This window comes from Photobacterium japonica, from assembly GCF_050337005.1.
GTDB classification, from domain to species: domain Bacteria; phylum Pseudomonadota; class Gammaproteobacteria; order Enterobacterales; family Vibrionaceae; genus Photobacterium; species Photobacterium japonica.
The window spans coordinates 1-18,688 of record NZ_JAKJSN010000060.1 but is presented as its reverse complement, the minus strand read 5'-3'; the positions used below and the strand labels follow the sequence as shown (position 1 = coordinate 18,688).

Here is an 18,688-nt window from a genome sequence, read left to right as displayed (position 1 = left end):
ACTGCACACAAAGGCACCGATGGTGGTAATATTTTGTTACATTTTGAGTGTGGTGCCTATGCAGTCTTGCGGCGGTCCACATTGACGTTAACGAAAAACGAATACGAAAGAGATAGAGGTGCCATGTGGCTGGAGCAAGTTTACTCACCCTGTTAGATGATATTGCGACCGTATTGGATGATGTGGCGGTGATGAGCAAAGTCGCCGCGCGCAAAACCGCGGGGGTATTGGGCGATGACTTGGCGTTGAACGCGCAGCAAGTGGCGGGCGTGCGTGCAGAGCGGGAAGTGCCTGTCGTATGGGCGGTGGCTAAAGGCTCGTTCCGCAATAAATTGATCCTGGTGCCGGCAGCCTTGCTGATCAGTGCGGTCGCGCCATGGTTGATCACGCCCATGCTACTGCTGGGTGGGTTATTTCTGTGTTTTGAAGGCTTTGAGAAAGTCACGGAGAAGTTGTTCCATAGCCATGCCGCGGATGACGCTGCTGACGTTGTGCCGATGGAAACCGAGGAAGACTTGCTGGCCTTTGAGCGCACTAAAATTCAGGGGGCGATCCGTACCGATTTTATTTTGTCTGCTGAAATCATTGTGATTGCCCTCGGCACCGTGCAAACGGCCCCTATGCTGACGCAAGTGCTGGTGGTGAGTGTGATTGCGTTGTTGATGACCATCGGCGTCTATGGCTTGGTCGCGGGTATCGTGAAGTTGGATGACTTGGGTTTCTACTTGGTGGATCACAGCCAGCCAGGCACGCTCAAGCGTTGGTTCGGTAACGGATTGATCAAATCAGCGCCGTATTTGATGAAGTTCTTGGCCGTGGTTGGCACCATTGCCATGTTCTTAGTGGGCGGTGGCATCGTGGTGCACAGCATTCCGAACTCGCACGTTTTGCTCGATCACCTGTCAGCGCAAGCGGCCGTGGTGCCGGGCGGCGCGTTGATGCTGCCTGCCGTAGTGAATGCCGCAATTGGCCTGTTCAGTGGCGGCGTGGTGTTAGTTGCCGTGAAAGCGTTTGGTTGGGTGAAAGCCGCTGTTGCGTCGTAGCGCGCAATTTCTTCTTTATCACGTTAGCAATACACAAAACGGCTTTCTATTGGGAAGCCGTTTTTTTATGCTCCTCAATGAATGCATCATGGCATAGCCAATGAGGGAACGCATGCAAAGTGGAGATTGGAAATGAGGGGGAGTGACGAAGTGGTATTCGTTCAGATTTTGCTGTTTGTGGCGCTGTCAGGTGTGGCTTTTCATTTTATCGAAAAGGTCGAGTATGCCAAACGTAAGAGACAGTTAACCCAGCTTTTCGGTGTGTGTGTAGTGAGCGTGTTGAGCGCCTGTTTTTATTTTCAAACTATCGTGCCTGAACAGCATGTGATGAAAGATTTCTTCCTTCCCGTGTTCGGATTTTCAAGCGGATTTTTTCTGCTGGGTGTTTTGACGGATATGTTGACGGAGAGTCTGATTCGAAAGACTAAGTTTCGCGCTGTGCTTTCTGTTTATTTACCCATTTATTGCGTGATGTATCTGTTTTTTGCCTTTTTCGCCATGGTTATGCTGTCTGGTTTTTATGGCAGTTGATGATAGATAAGAGGGGAAAAACGGTCGCCGAGAAGGGAATTCACGACGACCGTTTTTGTTTGTTCGTGGAATGACTGCGGGATTACAACGGCAACTCTTGCTGCAGTAATGCAATCACCGCGTCGCCGCTGTCACAGGCTTTCAGGCTGTCACGGAAACTTGGGTGGATCAGCTTACGGGCGAGGCTAGAGAAAATGCGCATGTGCTGATCACCTTGTTCGTGGTTCAGCGTCAGCATGATGATGAAATCCACCTCGCCAGAATCTGACTGCCAATCAATCGGTGATGACAGTTTCGCGATACTGATACTGGAGTGGGCAATGTTGGCCGACTTGGTGTGCGGAATGGCAAAGCCATGCCCTAGCCCCGTCGAGAACACCGCTTCACGTGCCCAGATATCGTCTTCCAGTTTGTAAATATCATTGGCACGACCCGTCACGCCAAGGTTACCGACCAATGCTTGAATCGCTTCTTCCTTGCTGGCAAATGTTGCCTCTGTAAACACGCATTCAATGTCCAGCAACGGTTTGCTGGCTTGCTCACGCTGCGCTTGCTCAAGTAAGGTATCCACATCGGCAATGGTAGCGCACTGGCATGCCTGCTCGAACAGGTGCTGACACTGGCTAAAGTCCATTTCGCGCAGGGCAGTTTTAGTGGCGGCAATTTTCGGCGTACTCATGCTGATTTCATCCAGCCCTGCGCCCACCAATAAAGGCAACACGTGTGTATCCGCCCCCAGTTCACCACACAGGCCAATCCAACGACCATGCTGGTGCGCTGTGCTGACCACTTGATCCAGCATACGTAAGAACGCCGGTGACAAGCTGTTGTACAGCGATGCCACTTGTGCATTGTCACGGTCAACCGCCAGCAGGTACTGAGTCATGTCGTTTGAGCCAATGCTGAAGAAGTCCACTTCCTGACAGAACTGATCAATGATGAAGGCCACCGATGGCACTTCGACCATGATACCCACAGGCAGGGAGGCATCGTAAGCGATACCGGCCTTGTCCAATTCGGCCTTGACGATGGCTATCTGGTCTTTCACCCAGCGAATTTCCTCGATGCTATGGATCATCGGGATCATCACTTTGGCATTGCCATGCACAGAGGCGCGTAAAATGGCACGCAACTGTGTATGGAACAGCGGCAGGAACTGCGGGTAAATCCGCACGGCACGGTAGCCCAAGAACGGATTGTTCTCTTCCGGCAGGTTCAGGTATTCAATCGGTTTATCGCCCCCAATGTCCATGGTACGGATGATCACAGGCTTGCCGTTCGCCGCTTGCAGCACATCACGGTAGTGTTGCACTTGCTCGTTTTCATTCGGTGCTTGTGGGCGATCCATGAACAGCATTTCAGTACGGAACAGACCAATACCTTCCGCGCCTTGGTTAAAGGCCGCTTCCGCTTCCAGCGTAGACGCAATGTTTGCCGCCACTTCCAGTGAGTGACCGTCTTGGGTGCGGGCGGGTTGCAGGGCAAAGGCGTGTTGGCGTGTTTGCTGCTGTTTTTTCAGCAGTAAAGCGCGGTTGAAGTAGCGTTGTACTCCCTCATTGGCCTGAATCGCCATAATACCCAGTTGGGTGTCGATATAGACTGGGGTATTCAGGGCGTTCATGCACTCGCTCAACGCGATCCCTGACAAGGTCGGAATGTTGAATGCTCGGGCAAGAATCACGGTGTGAGAGGTACTGCCTGCCTGCGTCAGGATCAAACCTTGCAGCAGGGTTTTGTCTAAGCCTAAAAATTGGCTGGGGGTTAAATCGCTTGCGATCACAAGGCTGGGTTCGGTCAGGGCAAATTCGCGCTGACAGGTAACGTGTGGGTAGGCCGCCATCAGTAACTGGGTGGCCACATCACGGATGTCGAGTACACGCTCGCGCAGGTAAACACTGGCAGACTGTTGCAGTTGGGCAGACAGTTGCTCAACGATGGCTAAAATGGCATCGGCCGTGGAGTGTGTTGCAAGTAATGCGGTGACGCCATCGACAAGTGTGCTGTCCTGTAGCATCGCTAAGTGCGCATCTAAAATCGCTTTTTCATGTGCATTAGCCTGTGCAATGGCCTGTGTCAGGTTGGCATTGACCGTTTGGTGCGCATCGGTAAAGCGGGCGTATTCATCGCCTTGTGCCGCCGTTGAGAAACGCACTAAATCGACATGCTGGAAGTTCACCAGCGTGCCGTGGCCTATCCCGTGTGCCAAGCGTGTGCCGTGCAATAACGTGGGGGTTAATCGGGTCAACGATTGTGGCAGAACCACGGCATCATCTTCACTGGCAAGGGCTAATGCTTCATCACAGTATGGAAACACATCCGTGATGTAGTGCTGCAAGGTGGCCAGTGCTTCTGTGCTGTCTGCACCGTCAAATAGCAGGGTACAGTCATCATGTAACAGGGTATCTGTGCCCACTAGCGCCAGCACGCTTTTCGCATTGCCGCGGTTGCCATTACGGTGATTAATCAGGGTGATTTGGCACTGGAATGGCTGGCAGGCTTTTTCTAAGTGGCCCGCTGGGCGAGCGTGAATACCGTTAGGGAGTGCACAGCGAAAAGAGAGTTCGTGTTTCATGGTCACTGCCTTGTAATTATTGTGCTAACAGTTGCTGACATTGAGAAAAGACACGACGAGGGTGTTGCAGTGCATCCTGAATCGTTACTTCTAAACAGCGATGCTGGGCAAAGCGTTCATGGTTTTCGATACGAATATCAGCCGCCAAAATCACGATGTCGGCACGCTGAATATCTTGCTCCGTTAGGCGGTTTTCGATCCCCATTGCACCTTGGGTTTCCACTTTAATCGCGAATCCTAGCTTCTTGGCGGTTTCCGTTAATTTATCGGCGGCCATATAGGTATGTGCGATGCCGGTAGGGCAAGCGGTAATTGCAATCACTCTCATTCTTTTTTCTCCTGTCAGGGAAGGGCTGATATTGACAATATAGGAGGATGTTTAGGGGGGAGATAGAAGAGAAAACAACCCTTTACTGGATATTTGTAACGTACCGTCGCAAGCGTGATAACGATCACCACTGCCTGACAGCATGAAAGGCAGGAAGAAAGGGCGTCAGCACCGAAAACCACGATGTTGCGGTGACGGGCAGGCTGATATAAGAGGAAAACGTGGGCGTAAAATGTCAGGGGTGAGGGTGACCATGATGGGTGACTCACCCCTGTGATTAGCATTTTTAAGGCGCAGGCTGGTGTGCGTTCGACCTGAAGGCAGACTGAGCGACTCAGTATGCGGCATGCGTTGATAAAATGTCGCGCAGTGGGCGGCGGCGCATGGTCAATGCATTATCTTGATAATGGTAACTTTGGCACTCGTTTGCTGCGGGATTGATGAAGGATTTATCGACTTGATACGGTGTGCCTTTGGCCAGATGCCAGAGAAAATGTTCGAGCGCTTGATCAAAGCGGTCTTCATTGGCTGTTGCTTGAGGAGACGAAAAGGTAAAGGTGACGAGGTCGACGGGGGTGTTGTGTTCGGTGCGCGTTCTGATGAGTTCTTTAAAGCCAAACGAGACTGCTTGCGGGTGTATGCCCCCCGGCAGCATGTGAGCAGGAACAGTTAAAGCAGCTTGGATCAGTGTCATCATGGACTCCCTGTATGATGTGCAACCGTTCATGATAGTGGCATAACTCGGTTGCAGGATTCAATGGAATTCACAATTCGTGAGGCAATTTGCAAGGCATCTCCGTATCGCTCAAAAAATGACACACAAATATGCGGGTTAAGTCGAAAGATAGTACGGTTAGCGTATCACCGTCGTCGTTTCTTTCAGGATAATAGCGAATACCCGTGCGTGCCATTTATCACTTATCCCGTTTTTTGCACCCTATTTTTACCGAATGTGTTTCATCGGCGTGATGGCATCACGCGGTTTGCATTTGGCTTTGCACGCACGGTTGACCTATTCAAGGAATGCACGACCCACTCAGGACCAAGGAGAATGTCCATGCCGACGCTGTCGACGACCGTAAGGTGGTTTTATACTGCTTTGTGGCTCTTTCTATTGACGCTTTATTCATCGGTGAGTACCGCGACCCCCTCTGTGACGCAGCCTGACACTCAAGCTGCGACCACCGTTTTGCAAACCCCAGAAGTGGCGTTTGTGGGCACGGGACCACTGGTACCGCGATCACACAGCCAGTCGATCCCCATTACGGCGATGAACTTGTCGGAAGTGGATGTGGAGATTTTACAGATCACCGATCCAGACACCTTTTTGAATCAGCAATACCTGCTGGATAGCCCCTCACCTTATACGTTGGAGCAGCTCAAGCATGCCTATAAAAGCGTGTTTTCTGATCGTTTCACGTTACCGGCGGGGGCGGTGAATACGCACATTACCGCCCGCTTGCCGATCCCGCATACGTTTGATTCCGGCTGGTACGTGGTGGTGCTGAAAGCGCCTGGCAGTTTCTATGAGATCCAAGCCAAGCACATGTTGCTCACCAATGTGGGGATTCAGGCGCGTTTGTATGATAAGCAAGCCGTGTTCAGCATGGCGTGGCTCTCGGATGGTGCCGCGATCCGCGAGGGGGTGGTTGAGCTGTACCGCGACCATAAGCGCCATCAAACCGTGAACATTGATGATCAAGGGTTGGCGGTGTTTGACATGGCGGTGAAACCGACCGATGTGGTGGTGGTACGCGCTAACGCACACGGTAAACAACCGGCGGATATAGGTATTTTGCCGTTACGTGAAGTGCCATTGGATTTGTCTGATCATGCAGTCGGTGGCCGCAGCTACCAAGCCATGGAAGCCCTGATTTACAGTAACCGAGACTTGGTGAAACCGGGTGAAACGTTGCCAGTGAATGTGCTGTTGCGTGATCAAGATGGCAAGGCCATTACTGATATGCCCGTGACATTGCATGTGCTTAATCCGCTTAATGAAGTGATTTTAAGTCGCCAGCTCAAGCCGCAAGCGGCCGGCTATTTTTTCAGTGAACTTGAGACTGCCGCCAGTTGGATGACAGGCCGGTACAAAGTAGATGTGCGGTTGGATCCGAGCGCGAAAAAGCCGATCAGCCGTTTCTTCTTTGAGCTGGAAGAATTTGTGCCTGAGCGGATGGATCTCACCTTTACCGCACCGTCTCCTTTGGTGACCGCCGGCAAAGACGTGCTGATGACGATGAAAGGCCGATACTTGTTCGGCAGTCCGGCGGCAGGAAATGTGCTGACGACAGATTTGATCCATCAGCCGGTGCAGCATTTACCGGGGCCGTTTGAGGCATTCTATGTCGGCCATCCACAGCAACTCGATAACGTATACGAAACCCGCGATCGCCAAACCTTGTCTGAGCAAGGGGAAGTGACCGTATTGCTACCGACCCCAGAAAAAGCGGCGCTGAAAAGTCCGGTGGCGACCACGGCGAATTTTGCCTTGTTGGAAGCCGGTGGCGCCGCGGTGCAGCGTTCATTGCGTTATATCACGTGGCAAGATGCCGCCGTGCCGGGGATCCGACCCGCGTCTGACAACGTGGGGTATGATTCGAATGCCGAGTTTGCGTTGGGGCTGATCAGTGCCGATGGCCAAGCCTTGCTGGCGGGCGAATTGACGGTGACGATGGATTACGACCAAGGGGCTTACTATTGGTTGTATGAAGAAGGGATCGGTTGGAGCCGCAAGAAGCAAGATCGCTGGCGTCGCGTGGCGACACAGACCGTGAATGTGGCAGACGGCAAAACCGATGTGCAGTCTTTTCCGGTGTCGTGGGGCGATTACCGCATCACGGTGACCGATACCGCCACAGAGATGTCGAGCAGCTACACCTTCTATGCCGGCTGGTATGCAGGCAGCGAGCAGATCAAAGCCAAGCCAGAACACGCTGATATTAAACTGGACAAAGAAAGCTATGTGGCGGGCGAGTCGATCAAAGCCACGATCACCGCGCCGATAGCGGGCAGCATGCTGGTGACGCTGGAAACCGATCAGCGTGAGTGGTCGACCCGTGTGAAAGTGAAAAAGGGCAAGCACATTGTCCGCGTACCGATTGCAAAAGACTTGGCACGTCACGACATTTATCTGACCGCCACCCTGACCGGCCAGCAAGCCAATACCCCGAAACGCTATTTTGGCATTGTGCCAGTGACGCTGGATCGGGATGACCGCCGCTTAACCGCGCATGCTGCGTTGCCCGAAGTGATCCGCCCGCTCGAATCGCTGTCGATCCCGATCACCGTTAACCATATCGCCCCTGAACAAGCGGACAATACGTGGGTCACGGTGTCGATTGTCGATAAAGGGATCATCAACCTTAGCCGTTTCATGCCGCAAGACCCGTTTGATTACTTCTTTGCCCAACGTCGCTACCGTGCCGATGTGGTGGATTTGTATTCGCGTTTGTATGACTTGCGCCCGAACCCGTATGCACAATCGCGGTTTGGTAGTGATGCCATGAGCAAGACGGACAATAAAAACGACGACGTGGTCGAAAGCAAAACCGTGATTTTGATGTCAGCCCCGATGCAGGTGGTAGATGGCCGCGCGGACGTGACATTTGATATGCCGGACTACAACGGGGAAGGACAAGTGATTGTCACCGTGTACAACGGCACACAAGTCGGGATCGCGGTGGATGATGCCACCATTGCGGCGCCTGTGGTCGCGGAATTGAGCGTGCCGCGTTTCGTGGTGCCCGGGGATGCTGCGAGCGTGACGGTGGATCTGCACAATGTCAGTGGTGAAACACAAACCTTGGCCTTGCGCGTGGGCAGCAGTGAGGGCGTGACGCTCGATCCGAAAGACGCGACAGATGCCGCCACGCCAACGGTGCCTGCGTCTGTCACCCTTGAAGATGGCCAGCATGTCAGTTACCGCGTGCCGTTCTCGCTCAGTAAAACAACCGATGCGCGTAGTGTACTCTTTGCGCTGCAAGCGAGTAATGACACGTTAGATATCGCCCGTGATTGGACGGTGCCAGTCAAACATGTCACGCCTTGGGTCAACAAAGGCAGTCGCCATTGGATCAAGCCTGAGCAGTCGTTAGCGATCACCGCCGCACAGTGGCAAGGGCTGCAGACGGTGGCAGGGGAAGAAGGCCACGCACTGATCAGCCGTACGCCGTTGTTGAATGTGGCTGACCAAGCCCGTGCTTTGTATGGCTACCCGTACGGGTGTGCCGAGCAGACCACCAGCAAGGCGTTGCCGTATTTGTACACACATCCGGCATTAACGACCTTTAAAGCGCAAGCTTATCAGAATAGCCATGTCGGGCGCTCAATCGCAAAAGGAAGCACACCACCGAGCGATCAAGCGGTGTTATATCAAGCCGTGATGGCACTGAAAGCGATGCAAACGCCTATGGGCGGCTTTGCGTTATGGCGCAGCGAAGGGCAAGAGCAGTTGTGGTTAACCGCCTATGTCACGGACTTTTTGCTACAGGTTGAGAAAGCGCATGCTGGCACGGTGCCAGAGGCGATGCGTACCCGTGCGTTGTCACGGCTAGAGGAATACCTGAATTACCCAGGGTATACCCAAAGCATGTCGCACAACGTGGAGGCCGCAAACAGTGCGTTAGCGTATGCCGCGTATGTATTGGCAGCAGAAGGCAAAGTGCGCTGGAGCCAATTGGAAGCCTTACCGATTGAAACGTATCCGTCCATGCTCAGTTACCTGCACATGGCAGCCAGTTATGCGCAAGTGGGCGATCACAGCAAAGCCTTAACCATGCTGAAGCAGGCCAAGACGATACAGCGTCAACGTAATTACATGGATGACTACGGTTCAGTACTGCGTGACAATGCGAAAGCGGTGTCGGTGTTAGACACATTGACCGTGATGCCGGTGCTTAACGACGCGGCAACCCGTCTGCAAGCGACCTTTCTGGAAAGCGTGATCGATCAGCAGGCGAGTGAGTCATGGCTCAGCACACAAGAGCGAGGCGCACTCTTGCAAGCGGCGATTGTGACGGAAGCGCGCAATAAAGCCGAGCCGATCTCGGTAAACATTGCGAGTAAGGCGCTGACAGAGATCCGTAGCGTAGAAGTCGCGGTATTGCCGGGGATCACTCTGTCGAACCCGAATGACTTCCCGCTGTACGTTAACCTGCAAGCCACCGGGTATGCGAAGGCCAATAAAGCCGTCTCTAACCGTCAGAACCCTGACAATACGTTGAAGGTTAACTTCCTTAAACGCAGCCTTTACCAATTAGACGGGCAGGCGTTTGCGGGAAATACGGTGAAAGTGGGCGATCGCTTACTGGTGATTTTGCAAGTGAACCTCAATGAAGGTGTGCCTGATGGGTTAATGGTTGAGCGCATTCCGGCCGGTTTTGTGTTGGAAAACCCACGCTTAACCGCAGGGTTTGATATGCAGACCTTGATGCCAGAAGGCTTCTCGCTCGACACGCCGGATCATGTGGAATACCGCAATGATCGCTTTGTGTTGTCACAGCGCTTTTCGGAAGGGGCCAAGTATACCTTTGCGTACTTGATCCGAGCGGAAGTGCCGGGGCAGTACACGGTGCCACCGATGTTTATGGAAAGCATGTACACCCCCGAAAAACATGCCGTTTATTGGCAAGCAAAAGGGGATGACATGATCGTGGTGACGCCATAAAACGCGCGATGAGGATCATGGGGGGCACACTGGCAACGGTGTGCGCCATCACTTTGCTGATGGCGGTACTCAATGTGTGCTATCCCTTGCCCCCTATTTACCCGCACGGGCCCGCGACGGTGGTGGTGAGCCGTGACGGGCAGATTTTACGCGCCTTTGCGGACAAGCAAGGGGTGCGCCGCTACACCATCACCACAGAGGCTGTGACGCCGTTTTATCTCACCGCGTTACTCGATTATGAAGACCGTTGGTTTTACGCACACCCGGGGATCAACCCGTTGGCGATTGTGCGTGCGGCAGGGCAGTGGCTGTATCATGGCCGAGTGATCTCTGGCGGCTCGACCTTAACCATGCAAGTGGCCCGTTTGATTGATCCGCACCAGCGATCGATCAGCGGCAAAATGAAGCAAGCCTTCCGCGCGTTGCAGTTGGAATGGACATACAGTAAAGATGAGATCCTCGCCTTTTACCTTAACCTCGCGCCGTTTGGTGGCAACTTGCAAGGGGTTGAAGCGGCCTCGCAACGCTATTTTGGCAAATCGGCCAAGGCGCTGACTCAATCAGAAGCCGCCTTGCTGGTGGTGTTGCCGCAAAAGCCGTCGTACAACCGTCCTGATCGTTATCCTGAACGCGCCAAAGCGATGCGCAATAAAGTGTTACACCGCTTGGCACAGAGCGGCATACTGGATGCGCGCAGTCTGCATTTTCTGACGAATGAACCCTTGGGGTTACGTCTGCATAAACGGCCGATACTGGCACCGCTCTTGAGCCGTCATCTTAAACAGGCTTCGCCGCAGGCCGATGTCATTCACACCACCATCAATCACAGCATTCAGCAGCGTATCCAGCGTTTATTGGCTTTGCTGAGTCATCAGTTGCCGATAAAAAGCTCCGCTGCCATCGTGGTGGTCGATAATCAACGTGCTGAGATCATTGCCTATCAAGGTACCGCTGATTTTACCGACCCCACCCGTTTTTCGCATGTGGATATGCCGCGTGCCATCCGTTCACCTGGTTCGACCTTGAAGCCGTTTATTTATGGCATGGGGTTGGACAACGGCCTGATCCACTCGGCCAGTTTGCTCAGTGACATACCGTCGGTGTTTCAAGGCTATAAACCGCGTAATTTGAATGGCCGTTTTCAAGGGGCGATTAGCATGGATGAAGCGCTGAAACAGTCATTGAATATCCCGTTGATCCAAGTGTTTCATGCCTTAACCCCGCAAGCGTTTGATGCAGGCATGGCAAAAGCGGGGATCGCGTTTCATCATGACGCGGCGAATTTATCGGTAGGGTTAGGGGGAACCGGCACCGACTTGCTGAGTTTGGTGACGCTCTATCGCTCGCTGGCGATGGAAGGCCACGTTACGCCACTACAGGTACAGACGGCCTCTCCGCGACGCTTATCCGCGCCGTTTGTTACATCGCATCTTGAATCACGCCGTGCGCAGTCAGGCACCGCACCGTCTGAGCCGGATTCACGCGTGTTGTCACCGGCCAGCAGTTGGATCATTTATCAGACGCTCAGTGAAATCACCGCACCGGATCGCGTGGTGCCGACTATCCGGCGTAAAATTGCGTGGAAAACCGGGACCAGCTACGGTTATCGCGATTTTTGGTCTATTGGTGTCAGCCCTGATTACACCGTGGGGGTGTGGATTGGCCGCCCAGATGCCAGTCCGGTGATTGGTTACTTAGGGGCAACGCAAGCTGCCCCGTTAATGTTTGATACCTTTGATCAACTACCGCGTGATCAGCGCACCGTGCGCCGCCCGCGAGACGTGGTTAAGCAAACGATTTGCTGGCCGGGCGGCAAAGCCAAGGCGGCCACCCCGCATGGGCAATGTGCCATCCAAAAAGAAGCCTACACGGTGCGGGGTATTACCCCTCCCACTTTACAAACGGATGGCCAATTTATGCGCTCGGGCATGAATACGTCGGGCTGGGCATCGGCGGATTCCATAGTATGGCCGACTCAGTTGGCTAACTGGCAACACTTGAAAGGGATCCGCGCCGCTGGTGGGGCAACGCCGCAGGCCGTGGAAATCCAGCATATTAAATCGGGACAGCATTACTTTACGGATCAGTTAGCCGAGCTACCGCTGGTGGCCAATACGGATGCGAAAGACGTGGTGTGGTACGTCAATCATCATCCGTACTCAGCCGATGCCTTAACGTTGGCCGACTATTCGGGCCCAGTCACCATCAGTGCCTGCCTGCACGCCCAGTGCGATGTGAAGACGATTATGGTACATGCGAAGTGATTAGAGGGAATGCAATAGTGTTGTCTGGTATTCCCAATGACAGGGACAATGTCGGGGGGAGGACTCGTTACTTAATGTTTATCATATTTTATTTATTGGCGTGGATAGCCATATTACTTGGGGCTTGGTGCATTAACATGAATGCCAAGCCGTACCTGTGGCAAATTGTGCCGTTTGTGGTGGCATTACTTATCATGCCTTTTCTCACGGGATACGGTCACAAGAGGCTGGTTATCGTTTTATGTTTCGCGGCTGTGATAGGGCTTGTGTTGGCCTGTTTGCAGATCAATGGCTTCATTGATATTGGGCAAAGCAGTATGTTGCCGCCGAGAGAATAAAAAAGGGAAGCCAACGGGCTTCCCTTTCTGTTATGACAGCATTCTTGCCGACATGGCGATACTCAGTACGTCTCGCGCAGGTGGTAAATACGCAGGTTATTCGCTAATTCATCGGCGGTTGCATTGCCTTCATAACGTACGCGTTTTGCCTGTCCGGTAATGCGGGATGGTAACAGCGTAAAGCTGGATTCGGTGAAGCGGCCTTCGCCCTCAAACTCAAGGTGAACAAACAACGCGGGCTTGTCGGTATCAACCTCTACCCACATGCCGTCGGCATCTTGGCTGACTGTCCACGTCAGGTTGATGTTCTCCAGTTTGGCTTGCTTGAACAGCGCCGGATAATGGCTGTTTTCAATCACCGCTTTTCCATCTTGCGGGTCACTGCATTGCAGCCGCACATGGTAGAAATACTCGCGTGCTGCTTCGGTGTTTGCTTTGTCTGTTTGTGGCGCATCGGGTGCGGACCAGATCACCGCGCTGCTGTCAGGGGCTAAGGTGGTTTCGATATCCCATTGTGCCATCACTTCCCCGTCCCAGCGGATCTGCATCACGTGTCCATGAGTTGGCACCGAGTGGTGCACATCGTTCACGGCGTGCAGGCTCAAGCAGTCTTGGTCAGCAATGAAGGTCGCCAGTTGTGGCGCAAAGAAGCGTTTGGCATGGTAATGCAGTTGCTTCCAGCGGCCGGTGTATTCAATGCTCGACCACGAGCTGACAGGCCAGCAGTCATTCAACTGCCAGTACAAGATGCCACGGCAGTGGGCTTTATGGGCGCGCCAGAATTCACTGGCGGTTTTGATCGCCAACGCTTGCTGTACTTGGCTTAGATACAGCATGTTGTCAAAGGTGTTCGGGAAACGGAAATAGCGGGTGAACATCTCAGTGATGATGCTGTTGCCACGGGCGTTTTTCTGGTGCTGCTCAAAAGTCGGAGAGGTTACGTTCCAGTCGTCTTGTTCAGCGTAGGTTTTTACGGTGGGCAATGACGGCCACGACTGGTAACCAAACTCAGAGCAGAAACGCGGCTTCACGGAATGGTACGCATCCAGCGATTTGCCGGAATGCCACACATCCCAGAAGTGCATGTCGCCGCAGTTATCATCGTGCCACGCATCGCCAAAGTCTAACTCGCCGTTACACGGTGAGCTGGCCCAGAAGCTGCGGGTCGGATCTTCCTGCTCAACCGTTTGTGCCAGCATGCGGTTAAGGCGGTCGTAGTTCACCACGTATTTCTCGCGGTTGGCGCGAGATTCCGGGTACCAGTTGATCGCCCCAATCACTTCATTGTCGCCACACCAGAGTGCCAGTGACGGGTGATCGGCCAAACGACGCACTTGGTCGCGCACTTCTTTTTCCACATCTGCCAAAAAGTCCGGCGTTGACGGGTAAAGCGCACAGGCGAACATCAAGTCTTGCCACACCAATAAGCCGAGTTCATCGCACAGCTCATAGAAAATGTCGTGTTCATACATGCCACCGCCCCAGATGCGGATCATGTTCATATTGGCTGTGACCGCGTCTTCTAACAATTGGCGGTAGCGTTCGGGGGTATGGCGTGCGGGCAGGGCATCCAGTGGGATCCAGTTCGCGCCTTTGGCGGTAATAGCACGGTCATTGACCATGAAGGTCATCGCGCTGCCGATTTCGTCAACAGTGGTATCCAGCGTGAGTTTGCGCAGGCCGATCTGTTTAGTGATGCTTTGTTGGTTCAGGGTCACGGTGAGCGGATACAGTGGCTGTTCCCCGTAGCCTGCTGGCCACCAACGCTTCGGCGCATCGATAGTGATCGTGTGTTGTAGTTGATGCACCCCACCGGTTTGTGCCGGTGCTGCTAGGGTGTGGGTGTGGCCATCAAAAACAATGCTAAAGGTGGCTGCGGTGTCACGGGTAACCAGTTGCTCGTAGTCTGTGGTGACCGTGAGTTGGCAGCGACCGTCATCCAGCCAAGTCTGCGTGGTACGTGTCTGTAATAAACGGGTGTGCTGAATAGGTTCAAGACGCAGTGAGTCATACACACCGCTGACCAACAGGCAGATCCCCCAGTCCCAACCTGCATGGCATTGGGTTTTACGCAGAGTGTTCATGTGTGGAATTTGATTATTGCCCACCGCCCATGGCACCGGGAACGGCAGTTTTTCTGCGCGCTTCGCCGCTTCAACATCGTTGCGTGCCAGCGCGATAGTAATACGGTTCTCGCCTGCGCGCAGGTGCGGTAAGACATCCACCTGATAGCGACGGAACATGTTGTCACACGTTAACACGGCCTGATCATTGAGGGTGACCGTGGCCATGGTATCGACAAACGCCAAGCAGAGATCGACCGCGTGCGCGGTGTCCCATTGCGGATCATGCATAAAGGTGCGGGTGAGTACCCAGTCACTTTCGCCCACCCACTGTACGTCTTTCTCGTTACAGCCCTGATAAGGGGGAGGCAGTAAATCATGCTGGATCAACGCTGAGTGAATATCACCCGGTAGCGAGCAAGCAATGGTGATGTGCGGGTGCTGAGGTGACGTGAGTTGCCACTCGCCATCCAGTAAGAAAGTAGACACGGATAACTCCTGTTGAATGTGCCGATATTGAGGCCAGTATAGGGGGCGGCACCCATCACGAGGATAGGATTAATGTAGCAAAAGCTGGATCATTGTACCGTTGTGCGTGTTTTGTGATGTGCGATCATCAGGCAAAAAAAAGCCCGCTCGGGCGGGCAAGGTTGGAACAAGTTATTATTGTTATGGGATTCGGAGTTACTCGTTGACACAGCTGAGCATCACCACCCTGAGGATTCAAGGTGTCAATGACAGCGGTATTCGGTGGGGGTTTTGCCCGTTTTACGTTTAAACACGCGGCAAAAATAATTCGGGTCGTGATAACCACAACGTTGTGCCACTTCTTCAAGGCGGAAGTTGTAGCGTTTGAGCATGAATTTCGCTCGCTCAAGGCGAACCCAGGCAATATAGTCCGCAAAGCGCATGTGGCCTTCTTGACGGAACAGGCGCGATAAGTGGTTGGGCGAAATATTAAAGCGGCCCGCCACGGTATTGCGATTAATATTGCGGTGAAAGTTCTCTTGTACGTAGATACAGACGCCTTTGAATAAATCTTCACTGCGGCGACCGGTATCTTCCTGTGGCTGCTCAATCATGTCTTTGCAGTAGCTAAGTAGCGCGAGCAGTAAATATTTGTCCGCCGGCTTTTTCTGCTTTTCATGCGCCAGCGTCGACAGCGCCGTTAAAATGTGGTCAATCGCTCGGCCCGTACGTTGCGGCACACTGTATTTCACCACATCATAAAAGCCATCTTCTCCGGCGTGTTTGCTGACAAAGCTAAACCCTAATTGGCTTTTACCAAATAGCAGGCTAAGTACTGAGCACTCATGGTTCCAGCTGGGTTTGTTCCATGTATTAGCAGGAATAAAGAGGGCATCCCCCACGCCTAATAAAACCTGTTGAGTTTGCTGGTGTGGGGCTTCCAGTACGTTTTCATACTGACCTTGGAAAACCAACTCAAGACGGGGGAAGTTAACCTGATAACTGTTTTCTGGTGGTGGCATTTCATCGCCAGCAAACCAAACGCGGTCAAAGACAGCGGGATCGGCAATCACGGTGTCGATAAGGTCTGTAAAGGTCTGTTTCATGCGGTTAGCCTGTTAGTAATGCCTGCCAGTAGTGACAAAGAAGAGCAGGGTGAAGACATACAAGCTCGCCTAGCTATCTGGGCGGAGATTGTCATACAAAACTCCCTTAGTGGCGATGTGTTAGTCTGTAAAATGTTAACTGGGTATCGTTTTTGCAGAGTATTGTTTCGCTACACGATGCCTATATGGATAAAAAATCGCCTTGAAAGACGGATTTACTTTCAAGGCGATAACGAAAAAACGTTAATCATTAAGTCTTTGTAAATTAAACGCTTGCAAGGTGCGCTTCAATTTTGTCCATAATCTGTGGGGCTTTCTTCACGGCATCTGCCACGCCCACACGAACGATTTTCTTGCCGGTGAAACGCTCTTCTTTTTTGATCGCAATATCTTTAGTCAGAATGATGATGTCAGCCGCTTCCACTTCAGACATCAGAATTTCATTTTCGATCCCGATAGAGCCCTGTGTCTCAATCTTTACTTCCCAGCCTTTGGCTTTGGCTGCGGTTTCCAAGGCTTCTGCTGCCATGTACGTGTGTGCTACGCCAGATGGGCAAGACGTTACGCCAAGTAGTTTCATTAGAATTCTCCTAAATGTTTCTTAATTAAAGTCAAGTTCAAGGCTGTCATCGTCTGTTGTTTCAACAGTATCTTGACGTTGATCGATGGGTTTTTTCAGTGCATTTACCATCAAGGCTGTGGTTAATGCGCCTGCGGCAATACCCACAATATAAAAGATGCGGCCGTCAACTACGGGCAGCACAATCAGCCCCCCCCAAGGTGCATGGTTCAGCACATTGCACATAAAGCCCACGACGTTACCAACCATACCGCCGACCACGATAGAAGGAATAACGCGTACCGGATCCGCGGCGGCGAAAGGAATCGCGCCTTCAGTGATACCGATACACCCCATGATGCCTGCGGCTTTACCCGCTTCACGCTCTTCATCGGTGTAGCGTTTGGGTGACAGCAATGTGGCAAGGAACATACCCAGTGGTGGTACACAAATAGCGATACCCACGCCGCCCATGAGCCATGGCTGCGTGCCCACTTGGGTTTGTGCAAATAGTGTGGCGACTTTGTTGATAGGGCCGCCCATATCAAAAGCCGTCATCCCGCCCAGTACCACACCCAGTAACGCTTTTGACGCCCCCGCCATGCCTTGTAGTCCGTTGTTCATGGCTTCCATCGCCGCAGCGATAGGTGCACCGATCACCCAGATCACGAGTGCAGAAACAATGAATGTGCCGCCGATAGGCAAAATGAAGTAAGTAGAAATGGCTTTGAGCTTATTCGACAGCGGAATGCGTTTTAGGTGAAGCACGACGTAACCGGCAATGAAGCCAACAATGATCGCGCCTAAAAAACCGGCTTGTACTTGGTTGGCCAGATACGCACCAATCATGCCCGGCGCAAGGGCGGGGCGATCTGCAATGGAGTAAGCGATGTAGCCGCCAAGCACTGGAACGAAAAGCGTGAAACCTGCGATACCCATATCCCACAGCCCTTCAAGGAACACCCCCTCTGGTGCCGCCCCTTTACCCCCAAGCATGACTGAAAGGGCAAGCAATACACCACCGGCGACAACGAAAGGTAGCATGTGGCTAGTACCTGTGAGCAGATGCCTTTTCATAACCGACAATTGGCTTTTCATCTTCATTCACTCCATTTTTATGGTTTATTATTTTAGTTAGCATCAAGGCCAACGAAATAGGGCAGAGCGGGGGTGGGATAACCGTGAGTTATCGAATTGGCAGCAATTATGGAGCGATGAAAACAGCCTAGCCATTGGACAAATGGCGCATTAACTGGACTTTTGTACCACTGAGGGGGAGTTGTGATTTAGCTCTCAGGCAGGTAGTGAGCCAAATCACGCTATCAAAGGGGCGTTTACGCGTGTTGTCTCGCTGTATTAAAAATCCAGCACAACATGACACCGCCTTGGTTTGTAGGGCGGAACGTTTAACTGGCCATAGATAGCCTCTTTCGCGTGTTGTTTTTGTTATAGAAACAACGCGTCGGTGTTGGTTTGAACAATGCGGCCATGGTTTGGTGGTATTGTGAGCGGTTGGTCTTTTTAGGGGTTTACAACCTTCTTTCTTCATCGTATTATCGCCGCACTCAGGAGAGATGGCTGAGTGGTTTAAAGCACCGGTCTTGAAAACCGGCGTGGGTTTATAGCCCACCTAGGGTTCAAATCCCTATCTCTCCGCCACATTCTAGAAATCGGGTTTACCGGGTTTCATACAGAATTGGAGCCACATTCTAGAAATCGGGTTTACCGGGTTTCATACAGAATTGGAG

General features: G+C 52.6%; 12 protein-coding genes and 1 tRNA gene. 6 read left to right on the top strand and 7 right to left on the bottom strand.

The annotated features are described in order from the left end of the window. The first annotated feature begins 125 nt into the window (after positions 1-125). A complete protein-coding gene (locus L4C36_RS19620; protein WP_428479491.1) occupies positions 126-1,043 on the top strand; it encodes a DUF808 domain-containing protein in 918 nt (305 codons plus the stop codon). Positions 1,044-1,193: 150 nt separating this feature from the next. Further along, the gene (locus tag L4C36_RS19615) at positions 1,194-1,574 is read left to right on the top strand and encodes a hypothetical protein (RefSeq protein WP_428479490.1); all 381 of its coding nucleotides are present in this window, start codon (positions 1,194-1,196) and stop codon (positions 1,572-1,574) included. An 82-nt stretch (positions 1,575-1,656) separates the two neighbouring features. Here L4C36_RS19615 and ptsP read toward each other — a convergent pair whose 3' ends face one another. The 3 genes from ptsP to L4C36_RS19600 form a co-directional block, all read right to left on the bottom strand. Then, positions 1,657-4,146, bottom strand: a complete 2,490-nt coding sequence (gene ptsP / locus L4C36_RS19610; protein WP_428479489.1) for a phosphoenolpyruvate--protein phosphotransferase — start codon at positions 4,144-4,146, stop codon at positions 1,657-1,659. A 16-nt stretch (positions 4,147-4,162) separates the two neighbouring features. Then, positions 4,163-4,474, bottom strand: a complete 312-nt coding sequence (locus L4C36_RS19605; protein WP_428479488.1) for a PTS fructose transporter subunit IIB — start codon at positions 4,472-4,474, stop codon at positions 4,163-4,165. Between the two features lie 334 nt (positions 4,475-4,808). Continuing rightward, on the bottom strand, positions 4,809-5,171 hold the full coding sequence (locus tag L4C36_RS19600; protein WP_428479487.1) for a hypothetical protein: 363 nt from the start codon (positions 5,169-5,171) through the stop codon (positions 4,809-4,811). Positions 5,172-5,531: 360 nt separating this feature from the next. Between L4C36_RS19600 and L4C36_RS19595 the strand changes: the two genes are divergently transcribed. From L4C36_RS19595 to L4C36_RS19585, 3 genes are all read left to right on the top strand, one after another. Next, positions 5,532-10,142: an alpha-2-macroglobulin family protein gene (locus L4C36_RS19595; RefSeq protein WP_428479486.1), complete on the top strand. Its 4,611-nt coding sequence runs from the start codon at positions 5,532-5,534 to the stop codon at positions 10,140-10,142. 17 nt (positions 10,143-10,159) lie between these two features. Further along, positions 10,160-12,406 (top strand): penicillin-binding protein 1C, encoded by a 2,247-nt coding sequence (gene pbpC / locus L4C36_RS19590; protein WP_428479485.1) that lies wholly within the window; start codon positions 10,160-10,162, stop codon positions 12,404-12,406. 74 nt (positions 12,407-12,480) lie between these two features. After that, on the top strand, positions 12,481-12,744 hold the full coding sequence (locus L4C36_RS19585) for a hypothetical protein (protein ID WP_428479484.1): 264 nt from the start codon (positions 12,481-12,483) through the stop codon (positions 12,742-12,744). A 62-nt stretch (positions 12,745-12,806) separates the two neighbouring features. Here the strand turns inward: L4C36_RS19585 and L4C36_RS19580 are convergent, their stop codons facing one another. From L4C36_RS19580 to L4C36_RS19565, 4 genes are all read right to left on the bottom strand, one after another. Next, a complete protein-coding gene (locus L4C36_RS19580) occupies positions 12,807-15,296 on the bottom strand; it encodes a beta-mannosidase (protein WP_428479483.1) in 2,490 nt (829 codons plus the stop codon). Positions 15,297-15,538: 242 nt separating this feature from the next. Continuing rightward, positions 15,539-16,381: an AraC family transcriptional regulator gene (locus L4C36_RS19575; RefSeq protein ID WP_428479482.1), complete on the bottom strand. Its 843-nt coding sequence runs from the start codon at positions 16,379-16,381 to the stop codon at positions 15,539-15,541. A gap of 265 nt (positions 16,382-16,646) precedes the next feature. After that, entirely contained in the window at positions 16,647-16,961 is a 315-nt protein-coding gene (locus L4C36_RS19570; protein ID WP_428479481.1) for a PTS fructose-like transporter subunit IIB, read from the bottom strand. A gap of 21 nt (positions 16,962-16,982) precedes the next feature. Beyond that, positions 16,983-18,017 (bottom strand): PTS fructose transporter subunit EIIC, encoded by a 1,035-nt coding sequence (locus tag L4C36_RS19565; protein ID WP_428479510.1) that lies wholly within the window; start codon positions 18,015-18,017, stop codon positions 16,983-16,985. Between the two features lie 491 nt (positions 18,018-18,508). Here L4C36_RS19565 and L4C36_RS19560 point away from each other — a divergent pair. Then, positions 18,509-18,599, top strand: a tRNA-Ser gene (locus L4C36_RS19560). The last annotated feature ends 89 nt before the right edge of the window (positions 18,600-18,688 follow it).